General features: G+C 43.0%; 16 protein-coding genes, 2 other RNA genes and 1 riboswitch. Of the genes, 8 read left to right on the plus strand and 10 right to left on the minus strand.

From position 1 onward, the window contains the following. Positions 1–58 precede the first annotated feature (58 nt). Positions 59–163: riboswitch (SAM riboswitch) on the minus strand. Positions 164–977: 814 nt separating this feature from the next. Then, on the plus strand, positions 978–1,541 hold the full coding sequence (locus V1502_RS11650) for a GNAT family N-acetyltransferase (RefSeq protein WP_409250818.1): 564 nt from the start codon (positions 978–980) through the stop codon (positions 1,539–1,541). A gap of 467 nt (positions 1,542–2,008) precedes the next feature. On the opposite strand, the gene V1502_RS11655 is transcribed toward V1502_RS11650, so the two are convergent. From V1502_RS11655 to V1502_RS11665, 3 genes are read right to left on the minus strand one after another with little or no spacing between them, the layout of a single operon-like run. Then, positions 2,009–3,613 carry an ABC transporter permease gene (locus V1502_RS11655; protein WP_409250819.1) on the minus strand — a complete coding sequence of 535 codons (1,605 nt, stop codon included), beginning with the start codon at positions 3,611–3,613 and terminating at the stop codon, positions 2,009–2,011. Beyond that, a complete protein-coding gene (locus V1502_RS11660) occupies positions 3,613–4,530 on the minus strand; it encodes an ATP-binding cassette domain-containing protein (RefSeq protein ID WP_409250820.1) in 918 nt (305 codons plus the stop codon). Before V1502_RS11660 ends, V1502_RS11655 begins: the two co-directional genes overlap by 1 nt. A 26-nt stretch (positions 4,531–4,556) precedes the next feature. Beyond that, on the minus strand, positions 4,557–5,180 hold the full coding sequence (locus tag V1502_RS11665) for a TetR/AcrR family transcriptional regulator (RefSeq protein WP_409250821.1): 624 nt from the start codon (positions 5,178–5,180) through the stop codon (positions 4,557–4,559). 594 nt (positions 5,181–5,774) lie between these two features. On the opposite strand from V1502_RS11665, the gene V1502_RS11670 reads away from it, so the two are divergent. Continuing rightward, a complete protein-coding gene (locus V1502_RS11670; RefSeq protein WP_409250822.1) occupies positions 5,775–6,515 on the plus strand; it encodes a ZIP family metal transporter in 741 nt (246 codons plus the stop codon). Positions 6,516–6,875: 360 nt separating this feature from the next. On the opposite strand, the gene V1502_RS11675 is transcribed toward V1502_RS11670, so the two are convergent. Beyond that, positions 6,876–7,049 carry a hypothetical protein gene (locus V1502_RS11675; protein ID WP_409250823.1) on the minus strand — a complete coding sequence of 58 codons (174 nt, stop codon included), beginning with the start codon at positions 7,047–7,049 and terminating at the stop codon, positions 6,876–6,878. Between the two features lie 164 nt (positions 7,050–7,213). After that, positions 7,214–7,789 (minus strand): histidine phosphatase family protein, encoded by a 576-nt coding sequence (locus tag V1502_RS11680; RefSeq protein ID WP_409250824.1) that lies wholly within the window; start codon positions 7,787–7,789, stop codon positions 7,214–7,216. Positions 7,790–7,970: 181 nt separating this feature from the next. Here V1502_RS11680 and V1502_RS11685 point away from each other — a divergent pair, with 181 nt between their 5' ends. Further along, entirely contained in the window at positions 7,971–8,750 is a 780-nt protein-coding gene (locus V1502_RS11685) for a CsxC family protein (protein ID WP_409250825.1), read from the plus strand. A gap of 1,067 nt (positions 8,751–9,817) precedes the next feature. Here V1502_RS11685 and V1502_RS11690 read toward each other — a convergent pair. The 3 genes from V1502_RS11690 to V1502_RS11700 form a co-directional block, all read right to left on the minus strand. Further along, complete coding sequence (locus tag V1502_RS11690; protein ID WP_409250826.1) at positions 9,818–10,894, minus strand: hypothetical protein; 1,077 nt, start codon at positions 10,892–10,894, stop codon at positions 9,818–9,820. A 284-nt stretch (positions 10,895–11,178) separates the two neighbouring features. Beyond that, the gene (locus V1502_RS11695; RefSeq protein WP_409250827.1) at positions 11,179–11,964 is read right to left on the minus strand and encodes a CsxC family protein; all 786 of its coding nucleotides are present in this window, start codon (positions 11,962–11,964) and stop codon (positions 11,179–11,181) included. A 219-nt stretch (positions 11,965–12,183) separates the two neighbouring features. Next, positions 12,184–13,005, minus strand: coding sequence for a CsxC family protein (locus tag V1502_RS11700; RefSeq protein WP_409250828.1), 822 nt, complete (start codon positions 13,003–13,005; stop codon positions 12,184–12,186). A gap of 204 nt (positions 13,006–13,209) precedes the next feature. On the opposite strand from V1502_RS11700, the gene V1502_RS11705 reads away from it, so the two are divergent. The 3 genes from V1502_RS11705 (at position 13,210) to V1502_RS11715 (ending at position 15,839) form a co-directional block, all read left to right on the plus strand. Beyond that, on the plus strand, positions 13,210–14,400 hold the full coding sequence (locus tag V1502_RS11705; RefSeq protein ID WP_409250829.1) for a hypothetical protein: 1,191 nt from the start codon (positions 13,210–13,212) through the stop codon (positions 14,398–14,400). A gap of 5 nt (positions 14,401–14,405) precedes the next feature. Next, positions 14,406–14,774 (plus strand): hypothetical protein, encoded by a 369-nt coding sequence (locus V1502_RS11710; RefSeq protein ID WP_409250830.1) that lies wholly within the window; start codon positions 14,406–14,408, stop codon positions 14,772–14,774. A gap of 102 nt (positions 14,775–14,876) precedes the next feature. Then, positions 14,877–15,839, plus strand: a complete 963-nt coding sequence (locus V1502_RS11715) for an acetamidase/formamidase family protein (protein WP_409250831.1) — start codon at positions 14,877–14,879, stop codon at positions 15,837–15,839. 170 nt (positions 15,840–16,009) lie between these two features. Here V1502_RS11715 and ssrS (V1502_RS11720) read toward each other — a convergent pair. Both ssrS (V1502_RS11720) and ssrS (V1502_RS11725) read right to left on the minus strand, forming a co-directional pair. Continuing rightward, a non-coding RNA gene (ssrS, locus tag V1502_RS11720) (6S RNA) lies at positions 16,010–16,197 on the minus strand. Between the two features lie 834 nt (positions 16,198–17,031). Further along, positions 17,032–17,219, minus strand: a non-coding RNA gene (gene ssrS, locus V1502_RS11725) — 6S RNA. 993 nt (positions 17,220–18,212) lie between these two features. Between ssrS (V1502_RS11725) and V1502_RS11730 the strand changes: the two genes are divergently transcribed. Both V1502_RS11730 and selD read left to right on the plus strand, forming a co-directional pair. Then, positions 18,213–19,238 (plus strand): glycosyltransferase family 4 protein, encoded by a 1,026-nt coding sequence (locus tag V1502_RS11730; RefSeq protein ID WP_409250832.1) that lies wholly within the window; start codon positions 18,213–18,215, stop codon positions 19,236–19,238. Positions 19,239–19,244: 6 nt separating this feature from the next. Then, positions 19,245–20,294, plus strand: a complete 1,050-nt coding sequence (selD, locus tag V1502_RS11735; RefSeq protein ID WP_409250833.1) for a selenide, water dikinase SelD — start codon at positions 19,245–19,247, stop codon at positions 20,292–20,294. Positions 20,295–20,458 lie beyond the last annotated feature (164 nt).

Below are 20,458 nucleotides of genomic sequence, written 5' to 3' on the forward strand. Positions count from 1 at the left end.
CTTATCCTTGAAAATAAAAAATGCCCCTTTCAACTGAAAGAAGCATCCGTTTATCGATCACTTATCTCTCAGAATGAAATCATTCTGCAGGAATTAGCACCGTTCCATACTGGAGGTTGCCGGACGTCATAGGGCCTGATCCCTCGGTCACTCTTGATAATTGAATTTATTAAATTGTTTTTTAATTCTATACAGGATAATAATCCCTTTATGAATGGAAGTCAATAAGCAATTTTGCTAAAATTTTCATGTAAGCGCTGCCTTTGTTAATTTATCAACAAAATTTTTTTTGGAGCCGGGCCGGACTCTATTTACATGGTTTGGGTTATTTGTTTATGTTTATAGGGAGAGGGCTAAAAATTGCTAATCTGATCTATACTTCGGGCGTGTAGCTCCCCTGAGCGATCAGATACGCTCCTTCTGCTTCACTCTACTATAGATTTGGATTCATACAACTATGAATATCGTGTAATCAGCCTAACAAAACTTAGGAATAGAATTAATGCGTTTTCGGGCCAACATCTCTTTCAAACCAGGATCTCATTGGGCCGATTAACCCGTTTTTCGGGCCATCATCTCTTTCAAACTAGGATCTCTTTGGGCCGATTAACTCGTTTTCGGGCCATCATCTCTTTAAATCCAAGATCTCTTTGGGCCGATTAACCTGTTTTCGGGCCATCATCTCTTTCAAACTAGGATCTCATTGGGCCGATTAACTCATTTTCGGGCCATCATCTCTTTCAAACTAGGATCTCATTGGGCCGATTAACTCGTTTTCGGGCCAACATCTCTATCTAACTATAAACTCTTTGGGCCGATTAACCCGTTTTCGGGCCATCATCTCTTTCAAACTAGGATCTCTTTGGGCCGATTAACTCGTCTTCGGACCAACATCTCTTTCAAACTAGGATCTCTTGGGGCCGATTAACGGGCTCAGATAAGGTACAAGACAAAAAACTGATAAAGGAGTAAGATTGATGAATTTACAATACGAAATTTTACATGAAGAAGACGCCGAGTGTTTAAGAGATGCTTGCAATGAATTGATGGCTTTTCAGAAGTCCAAGGCAGTCATCACCCCTGAACTCTTTGACACCATGAATTTTGAAACAAGGCTGCTCCCTTCCTTGCACAAAGCCAGCCATAACTATCTGGTGGCAGCCAAGGACGGAAACAAGATTGCAGGATATGTGTACGCTAATATTTCACCCAAAGAAGCTTATGACAACGACTTTGCCACTTTTTTTGACCTCACATCTGTTACCGGAGAAAACGTGGGATGCCTTTCGCAATTTTACATAAAAGAAGAGTACAGGGACTTCGGTGTCGGTACCACCCTTTTCAACATGTCAATGGAATGGCTGAAGCAATTTGAGGATATTGAAGACTACTTTATCTTTGTATCGAATGGAAATGAAAATGCTTTAGAATTCTATAAACGAAAAGGGTTCCAGATCAGTCATGACATTTTGAATGGCTTTATCACTGTGCTTCGAAGCAAAAAAGGGGCAGTAAACACCAAAAGCTCAGATGCGGTCTGAGCTTTTGGTCTTTCAAAGTGGCAGCTGGATTGTGTATCTTCAGCCAATTATCCGTTTCCTCAACCATCCACTTACCGAAGTCATCATTCAAAAAAGTGATTAGTTATTCGGAATTGTCGGAGGAATTTAAAGCATACAGCAAAAACTTCTTCATCTCATTTTTTAGCCATTACTGTTTGTTCGCGCTACCCCTTTTATTTTGTAAATCATTCAACAGTTCATTGACTATTCATGTCTGATTTCACACTAGATTCGTAGTTGATTTTCCAATTCTAGCAAGTTACACACCCATTCTATCCGGATTAGTATGTGATTCACCTCCCACACCCAAACTCACCTGCAAATCCGGAGGCGTCACTTCCTTAACTGCATTAGCTAAATGCGAATACAATCTTCAGTTACCTCACTTAAGTTAAAAAATCAGTCAATGAAAAGAGCCCATCCTTAATTAAAGATGAGCCCAACTTTCATCCTTGAACATCCCGGCGGGTATACCCCACAATTCCGGCAGCCATGATAACCAGAGCTAGTAGTGTCAAAATACTGAGACTTGCAATATTCATCTCCTCTATCGGCAGTTCCGGTATATGACCGAAAGGAGACAGGTTTCCTACCCATTCGTCAAATTGAAAGATTCCACCCAGGTAGATGACAAAAAAGGAATACCCTAAATACAACCAGGCCAGCCCTGTCAGCTTTGGCATGAAGCCGACCAGCAGGACCGCAAGCGCAATGACCGTCCATATTGCAGGAAGATAAACCATTCCGGCTTTAAGAAACTCAGAGATATTCATCCCCTCTTCCATCACAGTCCCAGCTGCTGCCCCGAGACCAATTGCCGCCACCCCTTGCATCACGATGGAGACAATGAGTGAAAGAACTAAATAGCTCCCAAGTAACCGGGTTCTGGATAAGGGAAGGGCAAGAAGTTGTTCTGTGCGTTGGGCCTTTTCTTCTCCTTTAAGCTTGAAAACCACCATGAGGGCCGGCACCGTGCTGATCATGGCTAGAATGGACATGATTTTTGCCGTAAATTGGTCTGTTAAAGAAGATCCTTCTGCGGCAGGAAGAAATTGCTGCATCATATCCATCTCGCTAAAGAAGGATTCTAAGTCACCAAAAATGGAACCGTAAGAAGCGCCAATCAACAGCATCCCGATGGCCCAGGAAATCATCCCCGTCCGCTGAAGCCTTACCGCGAGGCCAAAAGGGCTCTGCAAAAACGCTGAGGCGGAACTTTTACCTGGTCTCGAAGGCAGAAATCCAGAACCCACATCTCGTATGGCGTGCAAATATAACGCTAGCAGCATGAGCCCCAAGGAACAAGCGGCAGTTAGGATGATCGGCCACCAATAGTTGCTGACGTATACTTCTGAACCAAGGATCCAGCCGAGTGGTGAAAACCAGGAAAGCGCTTCATTGCTTACATCCCCTACGGCCCTGATTAAGTATGCCAGCCCCAATATGCTGAAGGAGAAACCAATCGTTCCCCTCGAGGATTCAGACAGCTGGGCAAACACAGCCGTAATCCCTGTAAAATAAAGACCTGTCACTCCAAGGGCAATCCCATATAGCAACGAGCCCTCAAAATCCATGCTCTCGATACCCAGCGAGTACAATCCGAAACCGACTATGAAGGCAAGCAGGCAATAGGTCAATGCCAGAACAAGAAGGGTTGCACTTAAATTGGCCAGTCGTCCTGAGGGAAGGGAGCGGATCATTTCTATTCTCCCATCTTCTTCTTCAGCACGGGTATGGCGGGCGGTCAGAAGGATGCTCATGACGGCCACTAAAATCGCCGTAAAAAGCAGCATTTCATGCGCAAACATTGCGCCATACGTATAATCTTCAATGCCGTATGCCTTCCCCAGCATCGCCGTCATGGCGGGATTCAGCATTGTTTCAGCGATTGCCTGCCTGCTCTCTTTAGTTGGGTACAATCCTTTGAACGACCGAGCTGTCATGAATGACAAAACCGCCAAGGATATCAGCCATACCCCAATTCGAATTCGATCCTGACGAAAAATAGTACGGAACAACAAACCAGTATTATGGATAAGCGGACTGCTCATCAGGACTTACCTCCGGATGCTGAAATTCCAGCAGTTCCGTCCCCATCATAGTGTCTCATAAATAAATCTTCCAGGGTGGGTGGTGCACTTTCTAGCCTCCTGACCCCAAAGCCGCTGACATAACGAATGACCTCATCAAGCACTTCCGAATCTACTTGAAATGACACTTCTTCACCGTTTTTCTTAAAATCATGAACACCAGCCATCTCCCCAAGTGAATTTAATGGCTGATTGGTTTCCAACAATAAATGGGTTCTGGTTAAATGACGCAGTTCATGCATAGTTCCTGTTTCTATGATCTGACCCTGCCGGATGATTCCCACTCTGTCACACAGTTTTTCCACTTCCGATAAAATATGACTTGAAAGTAAAACACTCTTCCCTTTTGCTTTCACTTCTTCGACACATTCCTGAAAAACGCGTTCCATCAATGGATCAAGTCCGGAAGTCGGTTCATCTAGTATAAATAAATCAGCGTCAGATGCAAACGCTGCCACCAAGGCAACCTTCTGCCGATTTCCTTTCGAATAAGTTCTGGATTTCTTCCTCGGATCCAAGTTGAACCTCTCGATAAGATCTTCACGTTTATCCTTATTCACCGTTCCTCTCAATTTCATGAACAAGTCTATGACTTCCCCGCCGGTTAAATTCGGCCAGAGATTCACATCACCTGGAACGTAGGCTATTCTCTTATGTATGTCGACTGCATCTTTCCATGCATCCTTCCCAAAGATTGTTGCTTCTCCCTTGGATGCTTTTAACGCACCCAGCAAAATCCGGATGGTTGTTGATTTACCTGCCCCATTGGGACCAATGAAGCCATATACCTCCCCTTGTTCCACCTCAATGTTGACTCCATTCAACGCCGTGAATTTTCCAAATGTCTTCGTTAAGTTTTTCGTAGTTAATACAGCCACACCAATCTCCCCCTCTTTTCTCATACCTATTTATAAAATGATTTTTTTAACACTTCAAGATATTCATCAAGTTCAGAAAGGGTTTTTTCTAAATTTATCTCCTGCAGTTTCATTCCTTTCACTTCCGCTTGTATCCTGTTTGAAAACCCTTCGAGGGACCAGGTAATGATGTCCACCACCTTCTCGACTTCGACTTCCTCTTTAAATTGGCTTGTATCAATATCTTTCATCATATCTTTGTAGTTATGGGTCAGGAAACCATGTTTTCGCTTTTCTAATTCCCGGCTTACTTCTTTATTTTCTTCGAAGTAGATGCCATTAAAAAAATCAAACACCTGAGGATATTGATAAAATAACTCAATCTTCACTGCAGCCAGTTCACGGTTACGGTCAAAGATATCCTTTACTTCCCAGTTGACCTCCTGCTTCATTTTTTTAATCAAGATGGCAACAAAATGGTCGAACAGGAAAAGATACAACTCTTTCTTGTTCGAAAAATAATGAAACAATAATCCTTTTGAAATCCCCGCCTCTTTTACAATTTCATTTGTGGAGGCGTTTTTATAGCCTTTCATAGCAAACTCTGTTAATGCTGCATTTAATATTTTGTCTTGCTTATCTTGATCAAGACTGAAAAATTTTTGTTCCAAATCAAGACCTCCATGGAGAGTAAAAATGTATTGACCAGCATGGTCAACTTCATCATACCCTCGTTGACTGAACTGGTCAATATCTGTTTTTATCAAAAAGAATCGAATATTGTTTGAGTCATCTTAAGCTATTGGTCCCCGCGCAGTATGGGGTAGATTAATCGAGCAACCACCCGCTTCAGTGGTATGCAATGTTGAGTTAGGTTGTCTGTAGTTGAACGGCTTCGGCTCCCATCACTCCTTTCTTGTAATAATTTAAATGAAAAATTATCGGACTTATTGTTTTACAGTATGATTCTGACTAAGCAGGAAAAAATACAACCTACCAGGAGAGGAAAATATAAAATTTACTTCTACAGTTGTAACTGGAAGATAAATCGAAAAGTTCTTTTTAAGTGAAAGAAGTGATTAGATACTGGATGTATCTGGACTTATTGAATGAAGAGGAATTCATAAGAAAAAGACTATTTTTCGCCGGGTAAGATCATACAGCAATGACGCTAAGAGAACTCCTTGCCGGGGTTTTTCTTTTTCATTTAAACTTTCACCGTTAATGTACATGTTCCTGAGGCTGTTTGAAAGGAGGTTATACTGTTGATCCAAGCTGCTATTTGGGGAGGAATTGCAAGTTTATCACTTTTTATAGGGGCGTTAGCGGGAATCTTTCTCAGGATCCCTAAACGAATTGTTGCTTACATCATGGCTTTTGGAACTGGATTGATTATAGGGTCTGCTACATTTGACCTGTTAAGTGAAGCTCAGGGAAACGCGAACTTGTTAATGATTACTCTTATGTTCTTACTTGGCGCCCTCCTCTTTACCATTTTTGAATTGTTAATTAGTAAGAAAGGTGGGAATGAACGGAAAAGGTCTAACAAAAACCCCCATGGTCATGCCGGATTGGCTATTTATGTCGGCACACTTATGGATGCCATCCCGGAATCCATAATTATTGGCATTAGTTTCATCGGCAGCCAGCCGGTTCAGTGGGTCTTCATTTTCGCCATTTTCATCAGTAACCTTCCCGAATCCCTTTCCAGTTCTATTGGCTTGCGGAAGGATCATTACAGTATCAGAAAGATATTGTTTTTATGGGGAAGTGTAGTGGTTTTATCTTCTATCAGCGCCATGTTGGGGTATGTCTTTCTTCAAGGTGCTTCGGAAAGTGTCAGTTATCTGATAGGTGCTTTCGGGGCCGGCGGATTGATGGCAATGGTATCCTCGACAATGCTGCCGGAAGCATTTGAACAAGGCGGTCCTGTCGTGGGTTTCATTTCTTCCTTGGGGATCATTCTTTCTTACATCCTAACAAATTTGCAGGGGCCTGCATTTTAATAGCTCTCATGGAAAAAGCTTACATACTGGGTGGTGGTGAGCTGTTGAGGCTTAAGTGTGGGTTGCGTCGTTTCAGTGGGTACAAAACTTGTACGGAAACTGGATGCCTCGCTCATCCCAAGTGGGCTTGCTCCTCATCCTTTTTGCAGAAATCATAAAAAAATGCGTTTGCTGCCTACCCCCATATAATAAGGCTATTAACGAATAAAGTGTTGCAGGGAAAAACCAAAGTGAATGATTTTCCTCTTGGGTACAAGCGCTTTTTTCTCTAAATAGGATGAATGACCAACAAAGGTTTAGAAAAGAGTCAATTAAAAAAAGAGCCTCTCGCTGGTGGAGAGACTCTTAGTTGGCAGGTAATCATCCGCCCATTTTACGGCGGGTTACACTCGCTTTTTTCGCCTGCTGGCTTTTCATTTTTTGGCTGCCGGCAAAGCCGTTGCCCTGCTGCTTGCCATTTCCTTGGGCCTGTTTCTTTCTTTCTAATTGTTGTTTCATTGCTTCCTGCAAACTGATCTTTTTTTGATCTGACATTGAGCTTTTCTCCTTCACATGACCTGCATGCATAAAATATTTCCATACCACATCATTATAGTACAAGCACCTCAAGAAAACACCCAAAATTTTGCTTTACCGCTTCACAGCAGGAAGAGGGACTGTCCCCGGTTACTGCAGCGCAGCAGAGTGCTAGCACAATGCTATACTTCTGACAGGTGACTGGTTTGATTGAATTCTTTGACGTTCCACTTACTATCGTGATAATGAATCGTGTTGATGCAGGCATTGATAAGATGGGTTTCGCCATAAACAAACTCACCTTCTGAAAGGTTCTCCAATAGAATTCCGATCAGTGCACCATGTGCCACCAGCAGGATATTTTTATCGGGATAGTCCTTCTGAATTTTATCAATTCCTACTAACACACGAGACAGGACCTCCTCCCTGCTTTCCTGGCCGGGACTTCCCCCATTTGGATATTTACGTCGGCTTTCCTCAATCAATAGTCCCTCAGCTTCACCAAAGTTCCTTTCAGCAAATTCTTCTGCTTCTATTAATGGAATGCCAAGGCTTTCATTGATAACTTCAGCCGTTCGCCTGGCCCGCTTCAGTGGCGAGGTAACAATTATATCCCATTCACCATCCTTTAAGAAGTCACGGGCCTGCCTGGCTTGAAGTTCACCTGTTTCATTCAGCTCAATATCTGTTCTTCCCTGAAGCCTTCTCTCTTTGTTCCAGTCCGTTTGTCCGTGCCGGACTATGCATATTTTCGTCATTTCTGCTTCCCCCGTCCTTTTAACTGCACTTTATTTAATTATAATACCAAAATATGCTATCGACCACTGATACTCGTCCATTCCCTGCTAAGCTTGTTCGCATATAAAAATAGTAAGTCAAAAGAAAAGAGATCTTTAAAGCTTTTTATCTTTTGGCCAAAATAAAAAAGGAGTGAATTGGATGAAGAAGAATACTTGCGGTAACCACAAGGGGTGTCCTCCAGGGTTGAAATGCGACACAGCCAAAACTAAGCATGTCGACTGTGATGCAAAGTCCTGGCACCCTTACGGCGACGTCTATGTCCCTGTCGTACTTGCAGATGTAAAGCTTCAAGCGAATGTAGAAGCGGATATTAAGCTTCCTACACCGGCAAAAGAAATCAAGATGATCAAAAAGAATGTTTCCTTGAAGCAATGCGAAGCCCTTCGCCACCCTTACAGTGATTACAAAGTGAAGCTTTATATTACTGGTATTGTCCACAAAAACATCCAGTATGTAGATGCTTGCACAGGCTTTGTAAGAGACTACAGCGTAGATGTTCCTTTCACTTGCAGTGACGAAGTGAAAATCCACCACTTAGTTGAGCAAATGAAGAGCAAGAAGAGCTCATTGACAGCAGAGTTCAAATTCCTTGCGAAAGATGGCCACGGTGCAGACAGATGCAGAGACGGTTCTCACACATTTGAATATTTCAATGAGCCGATTGACTGCATTCTAAAAATGGCTGATGTTTTCGAACTTGATTTATACAAAGACCACGACAAGTGGGGCCGCTTCACACGCATCACAGAAAAAATGGACGTCAACCTTTGGTTCAAGCTTGTCCAAAAGCAGGAAAAACCGGTATGCCCTCCAGCATCATATGAGCCACCGCATGATGGCGATGGTGATGGTGATGAATACCCAGAACCACAAACAATGCTTGACAGAATCAAAAACAGAATTGACCGCATGAGCTAATTTGTCATTTGGGGTGTCTTTTTTGAGACACCCTTTTTGTGTTTATATAATGTTCTCTTTTGACTCGAAGAATTAACGGTTTGATTTAACTTCTTTGGCACTGTCGGTTCCTATGTCACTTCAAATCGAACACCTCATCAGCCCTCTTTGACACCGCCGATTCCTCTGGCGCACCCATTCGAACACCTCATAAGTCCTCTTTGGCACCGCCGGTTCCTCTGTCACTTCAAATCGAACACCTCATCAGCCCTCTTTGACACCGCCGATTCCTAACAAGCACCCAATCGAACACCTCATCAGCCCTCTTTGACACCGTCGATTCCTAACAAGCACCCAATCGAACACCTCATCAGCCCTCTTTGACACCGCCGATTCCTAACAAGCACCCAATCGAACACCTCATAGATCCTCTTTGACACCGCCGATTCCTAACAAGCATCCAATCGAACACCTCATAGACCCTCTTTGACAACACCGATTCCTAACAAACACCCAATCGAACACCTCATTAGCCCTCTTTGACCCCGTCGATTCCTAACAAGCATCCAATCGAACACCTCATAGATCCTCTTTGACACCGCCGATTCCTAACAAGCACCCAATCGAACACCTCATAGACCCTCTTTGACACCGCCGATTCCTAACAAACATCTAATCGGCCACCCCATAGATCCTCTTTGACACCGCCGATTCCTAACAAGCACCCAATCGAACACCTCATAGATCCTCTTTGACACCGCCGATTCCTAACAAGCACCCAATCGAACACCTCATCAGCCCTCTTTGACACCGCCGATTCCTAACAAACATCTAATCGGCCACCCCATAGATCCTCTTTGACACCGCCGATTCCTAACAAGCACCCAATCGAACACCTCATAGATCCTTTTTGACACCGTCGATTCCTAACTAGCACCCAATCGAGCACCTCATAGATCCTCTATAAAGCATCCAATCGAACACCTCATAGACCCTCTTTGACACCACAATTCCTTCTCAAACGTCAGTCAATTCAACAGCCTGCAAACCTTTTAACGAGCTTTCAAGTCCAAGTTAGATGATCACTTTCAATCAAGGCTGCAACGATCAATTTCCACTACTTGATCCTGGTACCCTTCCATCGACAGCTCCACACACCCTTTTAGGGCTACCCTTTGTTCTCCCCCCGGTTTTGTAATCATCTCCTGATGCCAAATGATATCAAAGAAGTTGTATTTAAAGGTCACCGGAGAAACGAGGGTTTCTTCAAACGAGCGGTGTACACTGATATCCTGATCATATTTTGTGCGGAACCAGTACTCATGACTTTCAGCACATGAGAGTTCCGGTTTAGCGATCCAGTTAACATCAATATGACGATCTAATGGGACTTCCATTTGAAGAGTATGCATGGTTCCATTTTGAGAAACAAAGTCCAAATCCCCTATTAAGATAAGCTTAATGAATACGGTGTTGGATGGAAGAACAGCGTGTCCTTTGAATGATTTGATTCTCCAAGACATATTAGTCACTTCTGTAACAGAACTCATGAGATTGAAACTGTCAAAGATATCAATTTCAACTTTCTGTTTGAAAAGCATGACTGGCAGCTTTACCAGGAATGGATTTCTCTTCTCTTCGAAAGGCTTCTCGAATTTTTCTTCTACTGCTTCACTTTCATTCGTCTCTTCCTCATCCCTATCCTCGCAATCTGCTTGGTCTGCAAGCTCTTCTTCGTCTCCAAACAAGAAGTCATAATCATCTTCAGACAGAATATCGGCGTCCTTCTCTTTTTCTGCCAAAGCCAGGTACTCGTCTATCGATTCATCAGGCACCGGGATGATTTCCTCTTTCTTTTTTTTAGGAACATGGGATGCTTCCTCTTCTTCCTTTTTCTCTTTCTCTTCGTCTTCCTCATCCTTCTTAGAACTACGAATGACGGCTGGTACAGGTGGAGGGGAGAAAATCAGCGGCGGTGCAATCGTATCTCGCTTTCTTTCAATCTTTTCTCCTACTGGATCCGGCGAATCTTCCTCACTGTCCTTGTAAAACGAACTTGGATAAGGATCTTTCCGCTTGGCAGACATTTGTTCCCATAAAGAAGTGATCGTCCTTCTCTCTTCTCTATTCTGGGCGTATCCAAATCGATTTTCCCTTTGACTCATAGATTACAAGAAAGAGCAGCTTCACAGCGGCCTCTCTTTTTTCACCTCCTCTTTTGAAAAATTGTTTTCGTATAGATTGTTAAGGCCCGAGTTCCCCCTGGGGTTCAAGTTTTTTCTCTAAAAGGGTGAATAGCTCTTTTCTTTCTTGCTGACCAAGATCATTTGTGTGGATTCTGGCCATATCTTTTCTTAAACTTAATATGTTTTATAAAAGAGCCTTTTAAAAATAAATGGAAGATGGGATTACACTATCACTCTAGTGTAACCCCTGGTCACCGGGTGTTTTAATAGTAGTCCTTGTCTTCACAGTCATCGTCGTGGTCGTGATGATGATCATGGCAGTCATCATTAGTGTGGGAAGCGACTCTTACCTGCTGTTCTTGAAGGACTCTGATTGTGAAATCCAGTACCATTTTTTCTTCCACTACAGTGAATACTCCTTCTGCAAGCGGTGCAGATCCGGTTGGGATTGGTCCTCTGTCGATCGCTTCATCCCACTCAATGATTTTGCTGGAAACCAGTTCACAAAACGGTAGTTCATTATAGAACTGGGCACTTGTTTGGTGGAATTGCGAAAGATCGCTGGACAGGAGTTCATCTTTTTCAGGAAAGCCGGATGGAAGCGGCTGGGCGACAAAGAAGTCAAACTCCTCTCTGGAATTCGTGCGCGGCAGCACCGGATCGGAGATGTACTTCTTAATCTCAGTAATCACAGTGAATGGAACGTCAACTGTATAGGAGTGTAAATCTGATGCAATCGAGCTTGATGTCGTTTGTTCAATATCAGTTGATGGGCTGGCATATTGAATGTTTTTTCGGACAAAGCCGCTGATGAATAATTTATTGGAAGGCAGAAGCAATCTGCACTGCGTAATTTTCACTCTCTTTTTAACATCCTTGATTTCCAGAACTGGCTCCGGGAATTTAATCGTGGCACTCATATTAGCAGTCAAGGATAGTTCAGCCAATAACACAGGTACTTTAGTAATCACCTTTCCAATTTTCACATGAGGGTGATGATGTTTCGGTTTGCAATGATTTTCATTTTTCTCTTTATAAGAATCTGACATTTTTGGGTCCTCCTTAAATCTCAAGATAGTTCAATGTATGATGCACAACAGTCTATGTATAGGCGTGCGCCCATGGTCAAACCCAGAATTTTCTAAGTGTTCCTTAGGATACTTGCCCACTGCCTGATATGACTGAATTCTTTGGCATAAAAAAAAGGCACTATTCCCAATTAGGAATAATGCCTTTTTGTTAATATGGGAGTGGAAGGTGTCTGCTAATTAGCAGCCGTTGTTTAATCCTCCCAGAGTACCTGGAGCCGGAATGGCAGCTGTATTCACAGCAAGCTGTTGGTTTTGAAGGACTTTGACAACAAATCTTAACTGCATTTTTTCAACCATATTGTAGAAGCATCCTTCACCTACTGGACCAGTACCATAAGGTTCACGGTCTGTTGCTTCATCCCACTCAATGATTGAGCTTCTCAACAGTTCACAGAATGGAAGCTGGTTGTAGAACTGCGTGCTGAATTGATGGAATTGGGAAATGTCGCTTGAAAGGAATTTATCTTTTTCCGGGAAGCCTTTGCCTAGATCCTGCGCCCTGAAGTAATCGAACTCTTCACGCGTATTGGAGACTGGCAATGCTACCGGGAAGTCCAAGTCAATGTTCGTGAAGCATTCAAATGGTACTCTTACAGTCATTGACTTGATGTCTGAAGATACACAGTGGCCGTCAGCATCGTAGCAAGGTGTTGCATATTGAATGTTCTTGCGCACATATCCTTTGATGAACAACGGGAACGTATCATTGTTTTCATTAGAAAAAGCTGGTGTTGCAACAGGTGGTGTAATTAGTCGGCATTGTACAATTTCCACCCTTTTCTTAATGTCCTTGATTTCCATTACTGGTTCGTGGAATTCAATGTTGGCTTTCAAATTTGTTGTCACTGCTCTGACAGCCAGCTGAACCGGTGTATGGATGATTCTGGTAGTTCCTCCCGGTACTGCAAGAAAATCTACAAGCTGATTATCGCACTCTCCGACATGGGCAGATTTATCAAAATCCACACAACCGTTTTGACGATCGTACTTATCACTCATTATTTCTTCCTCCTTTGTAATTTACCTTCACTTTATCCTATGCGTACAGGCGTTAAGAGCTTGGTCACTTTCATCAGTATAAATGCGGAATTTTAATACAAATTGCCTCTTGTTGTCATAAACCTTTCCAAGAAAAAATTTAACTGGGTACGTGCACAGCACCCTTCCCTTCTTGCATAGGATTCATCATGAGGAGGGGATTATATGGAAAGAAGTAACTTTCTTGCCGTTGATATAGGGAACAGCTGGTATAAAGTACTCGCTTCTGATAATGATGTCGTGTCTGAATACCAAATGCCCAACGCAATTGCCCTATTTGACGACGAATTTTACGAAATGCCCTATGATGAAGAAGATGTAGAAACCGAGGAAAATTTGATCGTTGAAGTTAAAAGTCCTTCTGTTATGAATAAGAGGGAAATCTACTATGCAGGCAAGGCTGCAGCAAGACAGCGAAATGTGAGTTTGACGTCTGTCAACAATCAAAAGGTGGATGAAGTCCGTACTTATATCCTGTTGTTTTCGGCTGCCGCTTATCATGCCTTATTGAACAGCGAAAATGAAACGGATATCGTCTATGAAATCGACCAGCTGGCGGTATCATTGCCAACCACTCAATATAAAGAGAAAAAAGAACAGCTGAAACAGCGCCTTCTTGGGAACCATACTGTAATTCTTCATAAAGTGCCCGGAGTGCCGGAACCTAAAGAGGTCTGTGTAAAACTTAAGATCAATGATGTCATCGTGGGGGCTGAAGGTGCCTGCGCATATCTTGGCCTGACACGCGATCAACAAACACTGGGAATCAAAGATGATGGTCTTGTAAAAGATTCTATAAAAGGAATTCTCATCGGTGACCTTGGAGGAGATTCAGTAGATTTTGTCGGCATCAAAAACAGCAAACCGGTTGCATCCGTTGAAGGAGAACACTTCGGCATCAACCAGTTCCTTGACATCATCATCCAAAAAGTCAGCAAGAATGAATTATACAAATTCGATTCCCGCTCTGAGCTGGAGGAAAAACTCTACGCAGGTCAGTCAGAGTGGTATGTCGAGCCTTTTGCAGGAGTTCGGAAGGATATCAGTAAATATGTTATCCCACAATTAAAATCGATGGCCATTAAATATCTGGAGCTGTTTGACCGCGTAAGAAGCAGTTCGAACGAAATTAAAGGGGCCTCACGTTACATTGCAGTAGGCGGAGCTGCAAAACTTGCTCAAAAACAAATCCAGGAAGCAGCTGTCAGATGGAGCGAAAAGGGCCGCCCGATCAATCTTTACTTTCCGGAGGACCTGGAAAAATTGAACGTCCTTGGCCTAATGATCCTTGCTAAAATGAATCATCTAAAAAAACAACAAGCAGAAACTACCGATCTTGCAGCCACTAGGGGTTGATCATGATGGGAGAAACGTACACTGACTATGTCAATAAAGTGGCCGTCACTATACCGGAAAAATATATTGACATTAAAACCGGTGATTCCCATACCGTCTCTAAATTGATTCAGGAACAGATCGAATATCATGCACATAACCACACCCTGGTACACCTCATCTTTTCTGCACTCGATCAATACTTCAGGCCTTCAGCTAAAAGCAGTACCAATACTGAAATCATCCGTGAGCTTGAAACCATCAAGTTAATGCTGCAGCAAGGGTATGCTCCTGGTCCCGCCAGACATTCATACCCCTCAGCAGCTGGCCGCCAAGACTCGAAACCACTGGATATGAGAGACCTGAACGACATACTCGAAGCCTTCGGGGGCTGACACCCTGGAGGCTTTATTTTTTATTTCGAGAAGTAAAAACTTTTACCATTTACAGAAATATATGTAAACTATACATATACAATCTGTTAGGAGGTCTTTGGTATGGCAGCTACTCATTACCTGGAGCCTGCATCTCATACTTTGCATGGTTTCTTTGACCGGTCGCTTTCTCCTGCTCTTGAAATAGAAACGGGTGACACAGTCATTTATAAAACACCGGATGCCACATGGAGCTTTGACAAAAGGCTGACACCTGGAGGACCACGAAAAAAATTCACAGACCTCTCACTAGAGCGTCAACACGACCAATTTGGTCACGCACTTGTAGGACCTATCGGCATCAAAGGGGCCAGACCTGGGATGACCCTAGAAGTGGGTATTAATGAAGTTGTCCCTACTGACTATGGCTGGACATCCGCCGGCGGTTTTCCAAGCTACTGGAATGAAGAGCTGGGGATTGACAAAGGAAATGAAGTGACCTTCGATTTTGATTTGGATGCGAAAAAAATGATCGGAACAAGCAGGTTTTCCAACTTTGATTACTCCGTAAGTTTGAAACCATTTATGGGAATTATGGGGATGCCTCCAAACATAGGGGGCAGACATTCAACCATCAGTCCCTTCACTTCCGGAGGAAACCTGGATTGTAAAGAGCTGGTCGCAGGAAGTACCCTATACCTCCCCATTCAAGTTGAAGAAGGATTATTCTCTGTCGGTGACGGCCACGCGGTACAAGGAGACGGTGAAGTCGGAGGACCTGCTTTGGAGTGTGCAATGGAAAAGGTGAGTCTTACCTTTAACGTACTGGATAATCTAAAGATTTCAATTCCACGGGCAAAAACCCCAACCGGCTGGGTTACAATGGGAATCCATGAAAGCTTAGACAGAGCCATGTGGATGGCAATGAACGAAATGCTCGACTTAATGACCGGTTTATATAACATAAGCAGATCTGAAGCCAATGCCTATGCCACTCTCGTAGTAGACTTAAGAATCACTCAAATCGTTAACGGCAAAAAAGGAGTGCATGCTTTCCTCCCACACGGCGCCCTAATGAAAAAATGATTTTAATGGAAGTATTTAGAGATAAGCGGGCGTCTATTACAGTGGGAGACTTTTGGAAACAAATTCACGAAACATTATAACAGGCTTTTCATCCGCCGAATAAGCACACTATTGATCATACAAAAAAAGCCGGTCCCCCATCAGGAACCGGCTTTGTGATTGGTGGTAGTATGTAGGCCGCATTTGCCGTAAATCGTCTAAGAAAGTTTTAAACCACCACTCCTCAAAGTGGGTGTTTGCAGAAACGTTCCTGCCTTCCGCTATCCATGGCGGCCTGACATTCCGGCTTCGATGTAAAACTCCCTATTACAGTTTAAAGGTTAAAACTTTATTATCATTACGTGCAACGCAGCTTGTATTAGTATATTATCTCATTCAGCATTCAATAGCAAGAACAGTTTTTTCCATCATTCCGTAATGATTTATGGAGCTACAGATCATTGGGAGACCTTTACAGAACAGTGTCCCGGCAAACTTGAGCTCTAATTGGGTTGATTAGTCTGTTTTCGCATCAACTTCCTCACATGGAGCCTATCTCAATGGGGTGATTAGTCTGTTTCCAGACCATCATTCTCACAAGAAGCCAATCTCATTGGGGTGATTGGACCGCTTTCGCACCATCATTTCTCCAAAAATTCAATCTCATTGGGTTGATTAGTCTGCTTTCAAACCAACATCCTCACAAGAAGCCAATCTCATTGGGGTGATTAGACCGCTTTCAAACCAACATCCTCACTAAAACCCAATCTCATTGGCCCATTTAGCCAGTTTTCGGGCCAACATCCTCGCAAAAATCCAATTTCCTTGGCCCATTTAGCCAGCTTTCGGGCCAACATCCTCGCAAAATCGTAATCTCATTGGCCCATTTAGCCAGTTTCCGGGCCAACATCCTCGCAAAGTCGCAATCTCATTGGCCCATTTAATCCGTTTTCGGGCCAACACCCCAGCAAAATCGCAATCTCATTGGCCCATTTAACCAGCTTTCAAACCAACATCCCCTAAAAAACCGAATCTCATTACCCCAATAACACTTATATGAGTCCACATCCGCATCAAAACCCTAACCTCATCCGCCCCTGACTGCCTACAACACCAGTACTATTTACCTATCCCCGTAGTATCGAACAACCTAAAGAAAATCAACAAAAAAACCGGTCCCCCATCAGGAACCGGCTTTGTCATTGGTGGTAGTATGTAGGCCGCATTTGCCGTAAATCGTCTAAGAAAGTTTTAAACCACCACTCCTCAAAGTGGGTGTTTGCAGAAACGTTCTTGTCTTCCGCTATCCATGGCGGCCTGACATTCCGGCTTCGATGTAAAACTCCCTATTACAGTTTAAAGGTTAAAACTTTATTATCATTACGTGCAACGCAGCTTGTATTAGTATATTATCTCATTCAACATTCAATAGCAAGAACAGTTTTTTCCAAGGCTTCTTCATGTTACGTGCTCTCTTTTCCAAAGGCTGTATTCATATAGATGGTTGAAGGGTCGGATTTTCCCCTTTTATGCAAGTGCAAGGGCTTTTCTTTCTAAAAAGGGTGAATAGCTCTTACCTTTCTTGCTCGCCAAGATAATTTTTGTGAATTCTGGCCATATCTTTAAATTTTTGCCCTCGTAGGGGTACGATTTTCTTTCAATCGTTACCCTTCTCCCAATATTCCATCCTTGCAGGGGTACGTTTATCTGTTATTCGTTACCTTTAACCTCAGATCCCAGCCTTGTAGGGTACGTTTATCTCCTATTCGTTACCCTTCACTCATGACACCAACCTTGCAGGGGTACGTTTATCTCCCATTCATTACCCTTCACCCAAGATTACAGTCTTGTAGGGGTAAATTTATCTCCTATTCGTTACCTTTCACTCATGATACCACCCTTGTAGGGGTACGATTTTCACTACTACCTGCACTGAAAATCGACTAACAGCCCAAAATTTGAATTTAAAAGTAAATAGCAACAAAGTTTTAGAAAAAACCAAAAGATAACTCCGCGAAAATAATTTCCATGCTTTAGTTAACCCTCATTCGACAAACTATATAATGTATAAATTGGTGGCGCGCACGCCGGCTAGAGTCTGAACATAGGATGACAAGCATGTTGGCCGAAAACCATCCCTCCCCACCAGAATTCCTTTTGACAAAATCCGCACTCTGTCTTGCACGCCCCGTTCACGGGATTCGACAAACCTGGTATCTGGTGAGGTATTGGTCATCTCTTTATTTCGACAACTTCTTGATCTGTCTGTCGCCAAAAAGGACACCATCGACAAGCAAGTTATGTGACAAATTCAGGGCTGGAAGATATTCTTAAGATATCTGATTGGAATAGTATCCTTTAATCCCTTTACTAACTAGAAAAGGAGGTGGATGAATGAAGGTGATATTGGCCTCTCCTGACTTTCATCAGCAGCGGGGAAATACTGTGACTGTTCAGAGAATTGCCGATGGATTAGAAGATCACGGCGTCGAAACAGAAATTGTGTCGGTCACTACTAATTCAACTTACACTTCTCTGCCCAATGCAGACCTGATTCACGGCTTCCATGCTTATAAATTTTATACATTTAAACAAAACCTTGAAGATGTTTCCGTCCCTTTTGTCATTACAATGACAGGAACGGATTTGAATCATGACTTATTTGATGAAAACAGACGTGACAAGGTCCTAACCTGCTTGGAAGAAGCCAGTGCGATTACTGTTTTTGATCATGCCGCAAAAGCAACACTGACGAATGAATTGGCAAACATTCAATCAAAAATCCATGTCATTCACCAGGGGGCCAGCGACTTAAAAGCCTCTCACACTAAAATTCAGAAGAAAAATGGGACTTTCCTTTTTGTACTCCCTGCCGGTATCCGAAAAGTAAAAAACATTCCGTTTGCCATCCGGTCTCTAAAGAAGCTCTACCAAAGGTACCCGCAAATTCGTTTGTTGCTTGTCGGTCCCATTATTGAAGAAGATGAAGGGCGACTGGTTGAGCAACTAGTCAAAGAAAATCATGAATGGGTGACATATATCGGCCAGCTTCCTCATAAAGAGATGGGAGCAGCGTACCAATATGCCGATGTTGTGTTAAATACATCTCATTCAGAAGGACAGCCAGCGGCAATTTTGGAAGCAATGGAACATAGTCTGCCGGTCATTGCTTCAAATAATACCGGGAACTCGAATATTGTGACACATGGAAAAACAGGCTATGTATACACTAATGAGTGCGAATTCCTTGATTATGCAGAAACTTTGCTCAATAATAACGAATTGAGGCAAGAATTTGGTAAATCAGCCAAATCCTACATACTCCAGCACCATTCCAGGGAGTATGAAACCCAAACACTTCTTTCTATATATAAGGAAGTGCTACATGGAAAACTCTCTCAACCTAATCAAAAGGAGTGAATGAACATGACAAATAAAGACATCGTCAAATTGACATCTTTGTCTTCAAAGGGTGGCTGAGGATGCAAAATTGGTCCTGAAGACCTGGCGCAGGTTCTGCGTCATTTACCCCGTTCTGTAGAAGATCCTAATTTACTAGTCGGTCTCGACACCTCGGATGATGCCGGGGTTTACAAAATCAATGATGAAACAGCTCTGGTCCAGACATTGGATTATTTCACTCCTATTGTGGATGATCCCTATATGTTCGGCCAAATCGCAGCTGCCAATGCATTGAGTGATGTTTACGCAATGGGCGGTAAACCGATTACCGTGATGAATATTGTTGGATTCCCTATCACCACTCTCGATAAGAGCGTTCTGGCCGATATATTATCAGGAGCTTCTGATAAGGTTCGTGAGTCAGGCGCCGTGTTAGTCGGAGGGCACTCAATCGATGACCAGGAGCCTAAATTTGGCTTATCCGTCACAGGTACTGTCCACCCGGACCGGATTCGTTCAAATGCAGGAGCAAAACCCGGTGACAAATTGATCCTGACGAAGCCGATCGGAGTAGGCATCCTTACGACAGCCATAAAAAATGATAAGCTTCCGCTAGAAAATATAGAGGAAGTCATGCAGACAATGGCTGCACTCAATAAGGATGCTGCTGAAGCAATGGAATCATTTCCTGTCAATGCCTGCACAGATGTTACTGGTTTTGGTCTCTTGGGTCATGCCATGGAAATCGCCGAAGGAAGCAAGATTGGTATCACCATTGAAAAAGATGCTGTTCCCCTCTTGGACAAAACAAGGGATCTTGCAGCACAAAATATCATTCCAGGCGGTACCCGTAAGAATCATAAATGGCTTGCAGGCCGAATTGATTATGATGATTCTGTAACAGAACTTGAACAATTGATCCTTTGTGATGCCATTACTTCTGGAGGCCTTCTCATTTCTGTACCGCAAGAACATGCGGAAGCCCTGCAAAATGAGTTAAAAAGCAGGAACTTAACCTCCGCTATTATCGGAACGGTAACGGCAGAAAATCCAGGAAGGATCACTGTAAAATAAAGGACTCACGCCGAGTCCTTTTTTACACATTCATGAAGGCTATTTTCTAAAACTTTGTTGCTATTTTTCAAGAGAGGAAGCCACAGGGATTATTCTGTTAAACAAAAAAGAATAGAGCACTTCACCCAGTTCAGTTAGATAAGCTCTTTTACCCGAAGGAAAAA

Origin of the sequence: Rossellomorea sedimentorum (assembly GCF_046237645.1) — a bacterium.
Taxonomy (GTDB): domain Bacteria; phylum Bacillota; class Bacilli; order Bacillales; family Bacillaceae_B; genus Rossellomorea; species Rossellomorea sedimentorum.

What these genes read in the sequence shown, in the direction of transcription:
- V1502_RS11650 (WP_409250818.1), top strand. Translation starts at nt 978, where the DNA reads ATGAATTTACAATACGAAATTTTACATGAAGAAGACGCCGAGTGTTTA.
- V1502_RS11655 (WP_409250819.1), bottom strand. Translation starts at nt 3,613, where the DNA reads ATGAGCAGTCCGCTTATCCATAATACTGGTTTGTTGTTCCGTACTATT.
- V1502_RS11675 (WP_409250823.1), bottom strand. Translation starts at nt 7,049, where the DNA reads ATGTCAGATCAAAAAAAGATCAGTTTGCAGGAAGCAATGAAACAACAA.
- V1502_RS11680 (WP_409250824.1), bottom strand. Translation starts at nt 7,789, where the DNA reads ATGACGAAAATATGCATAGTCCGGCACGGACAAACGGACTGGAACAAA.
- V1502_RS11685 (WP_409250825.1), top strand. Translation starts at nt 7,971, where the DNA reads ATGAAGAAGAATACTTGCGGTAACCACAAGGGGTGTCCTCCAGGGTTG.
- V1502_RS11690 (WP_409250826.1), bottom strand. Translation starts at nt 10,894, where the DNA reads ATGAGTCAAAGGGAAAATCGATTTGGATACGCCCAGAATAGAGAAGAG.
- V1502_RS11695 (WP_409250827.1), bottom strand. Translation starts at nt 11,964, where the DNA reads ATGTCAGATTCTTATAAAGAGAAAAATGAAAATCATTGCAAACCGAAA.
- V1502_RS11700 (WP_409250828.1), bottom strand. Translation starts at nt 13,005, where the DNA reads ATGAGTGATAAGTACGATCGTCAAAACGGTTGTGTGGATTTTGATAAA.
- V1502_RS11705 (WP_409250829.1), top strand. Translation starts at nt 13,210, where the DNA reads ATGGAAAGAAGTAACTTTCTTGCCGTTGATATAGGGAACAGCTGGTAT.
- V1502_RS11710 (WP_409250830.1), top strand. Translation starts at nt 14,406, where the DNA reads ATGGGAGAAACGTACACTGACTATGTCAATAAAGTGGCCGTCACTATA.
- V1502_RS11715 (WP_409250831.1), top strand. Translation starts at nt 14,877, where the DNA reads ATGGCAGCTACTCATTACCTGGAGCCTGCATCTCATACTTTGCATGGT.
- V1502_RS11730 (WP_409250832.1), top strand. Translation starts at nt 18,213, where the DNA reads ATGAAGGTGATATTGGCCTCTCCTGACTTTCATCAGCAGCGGGGAAAT.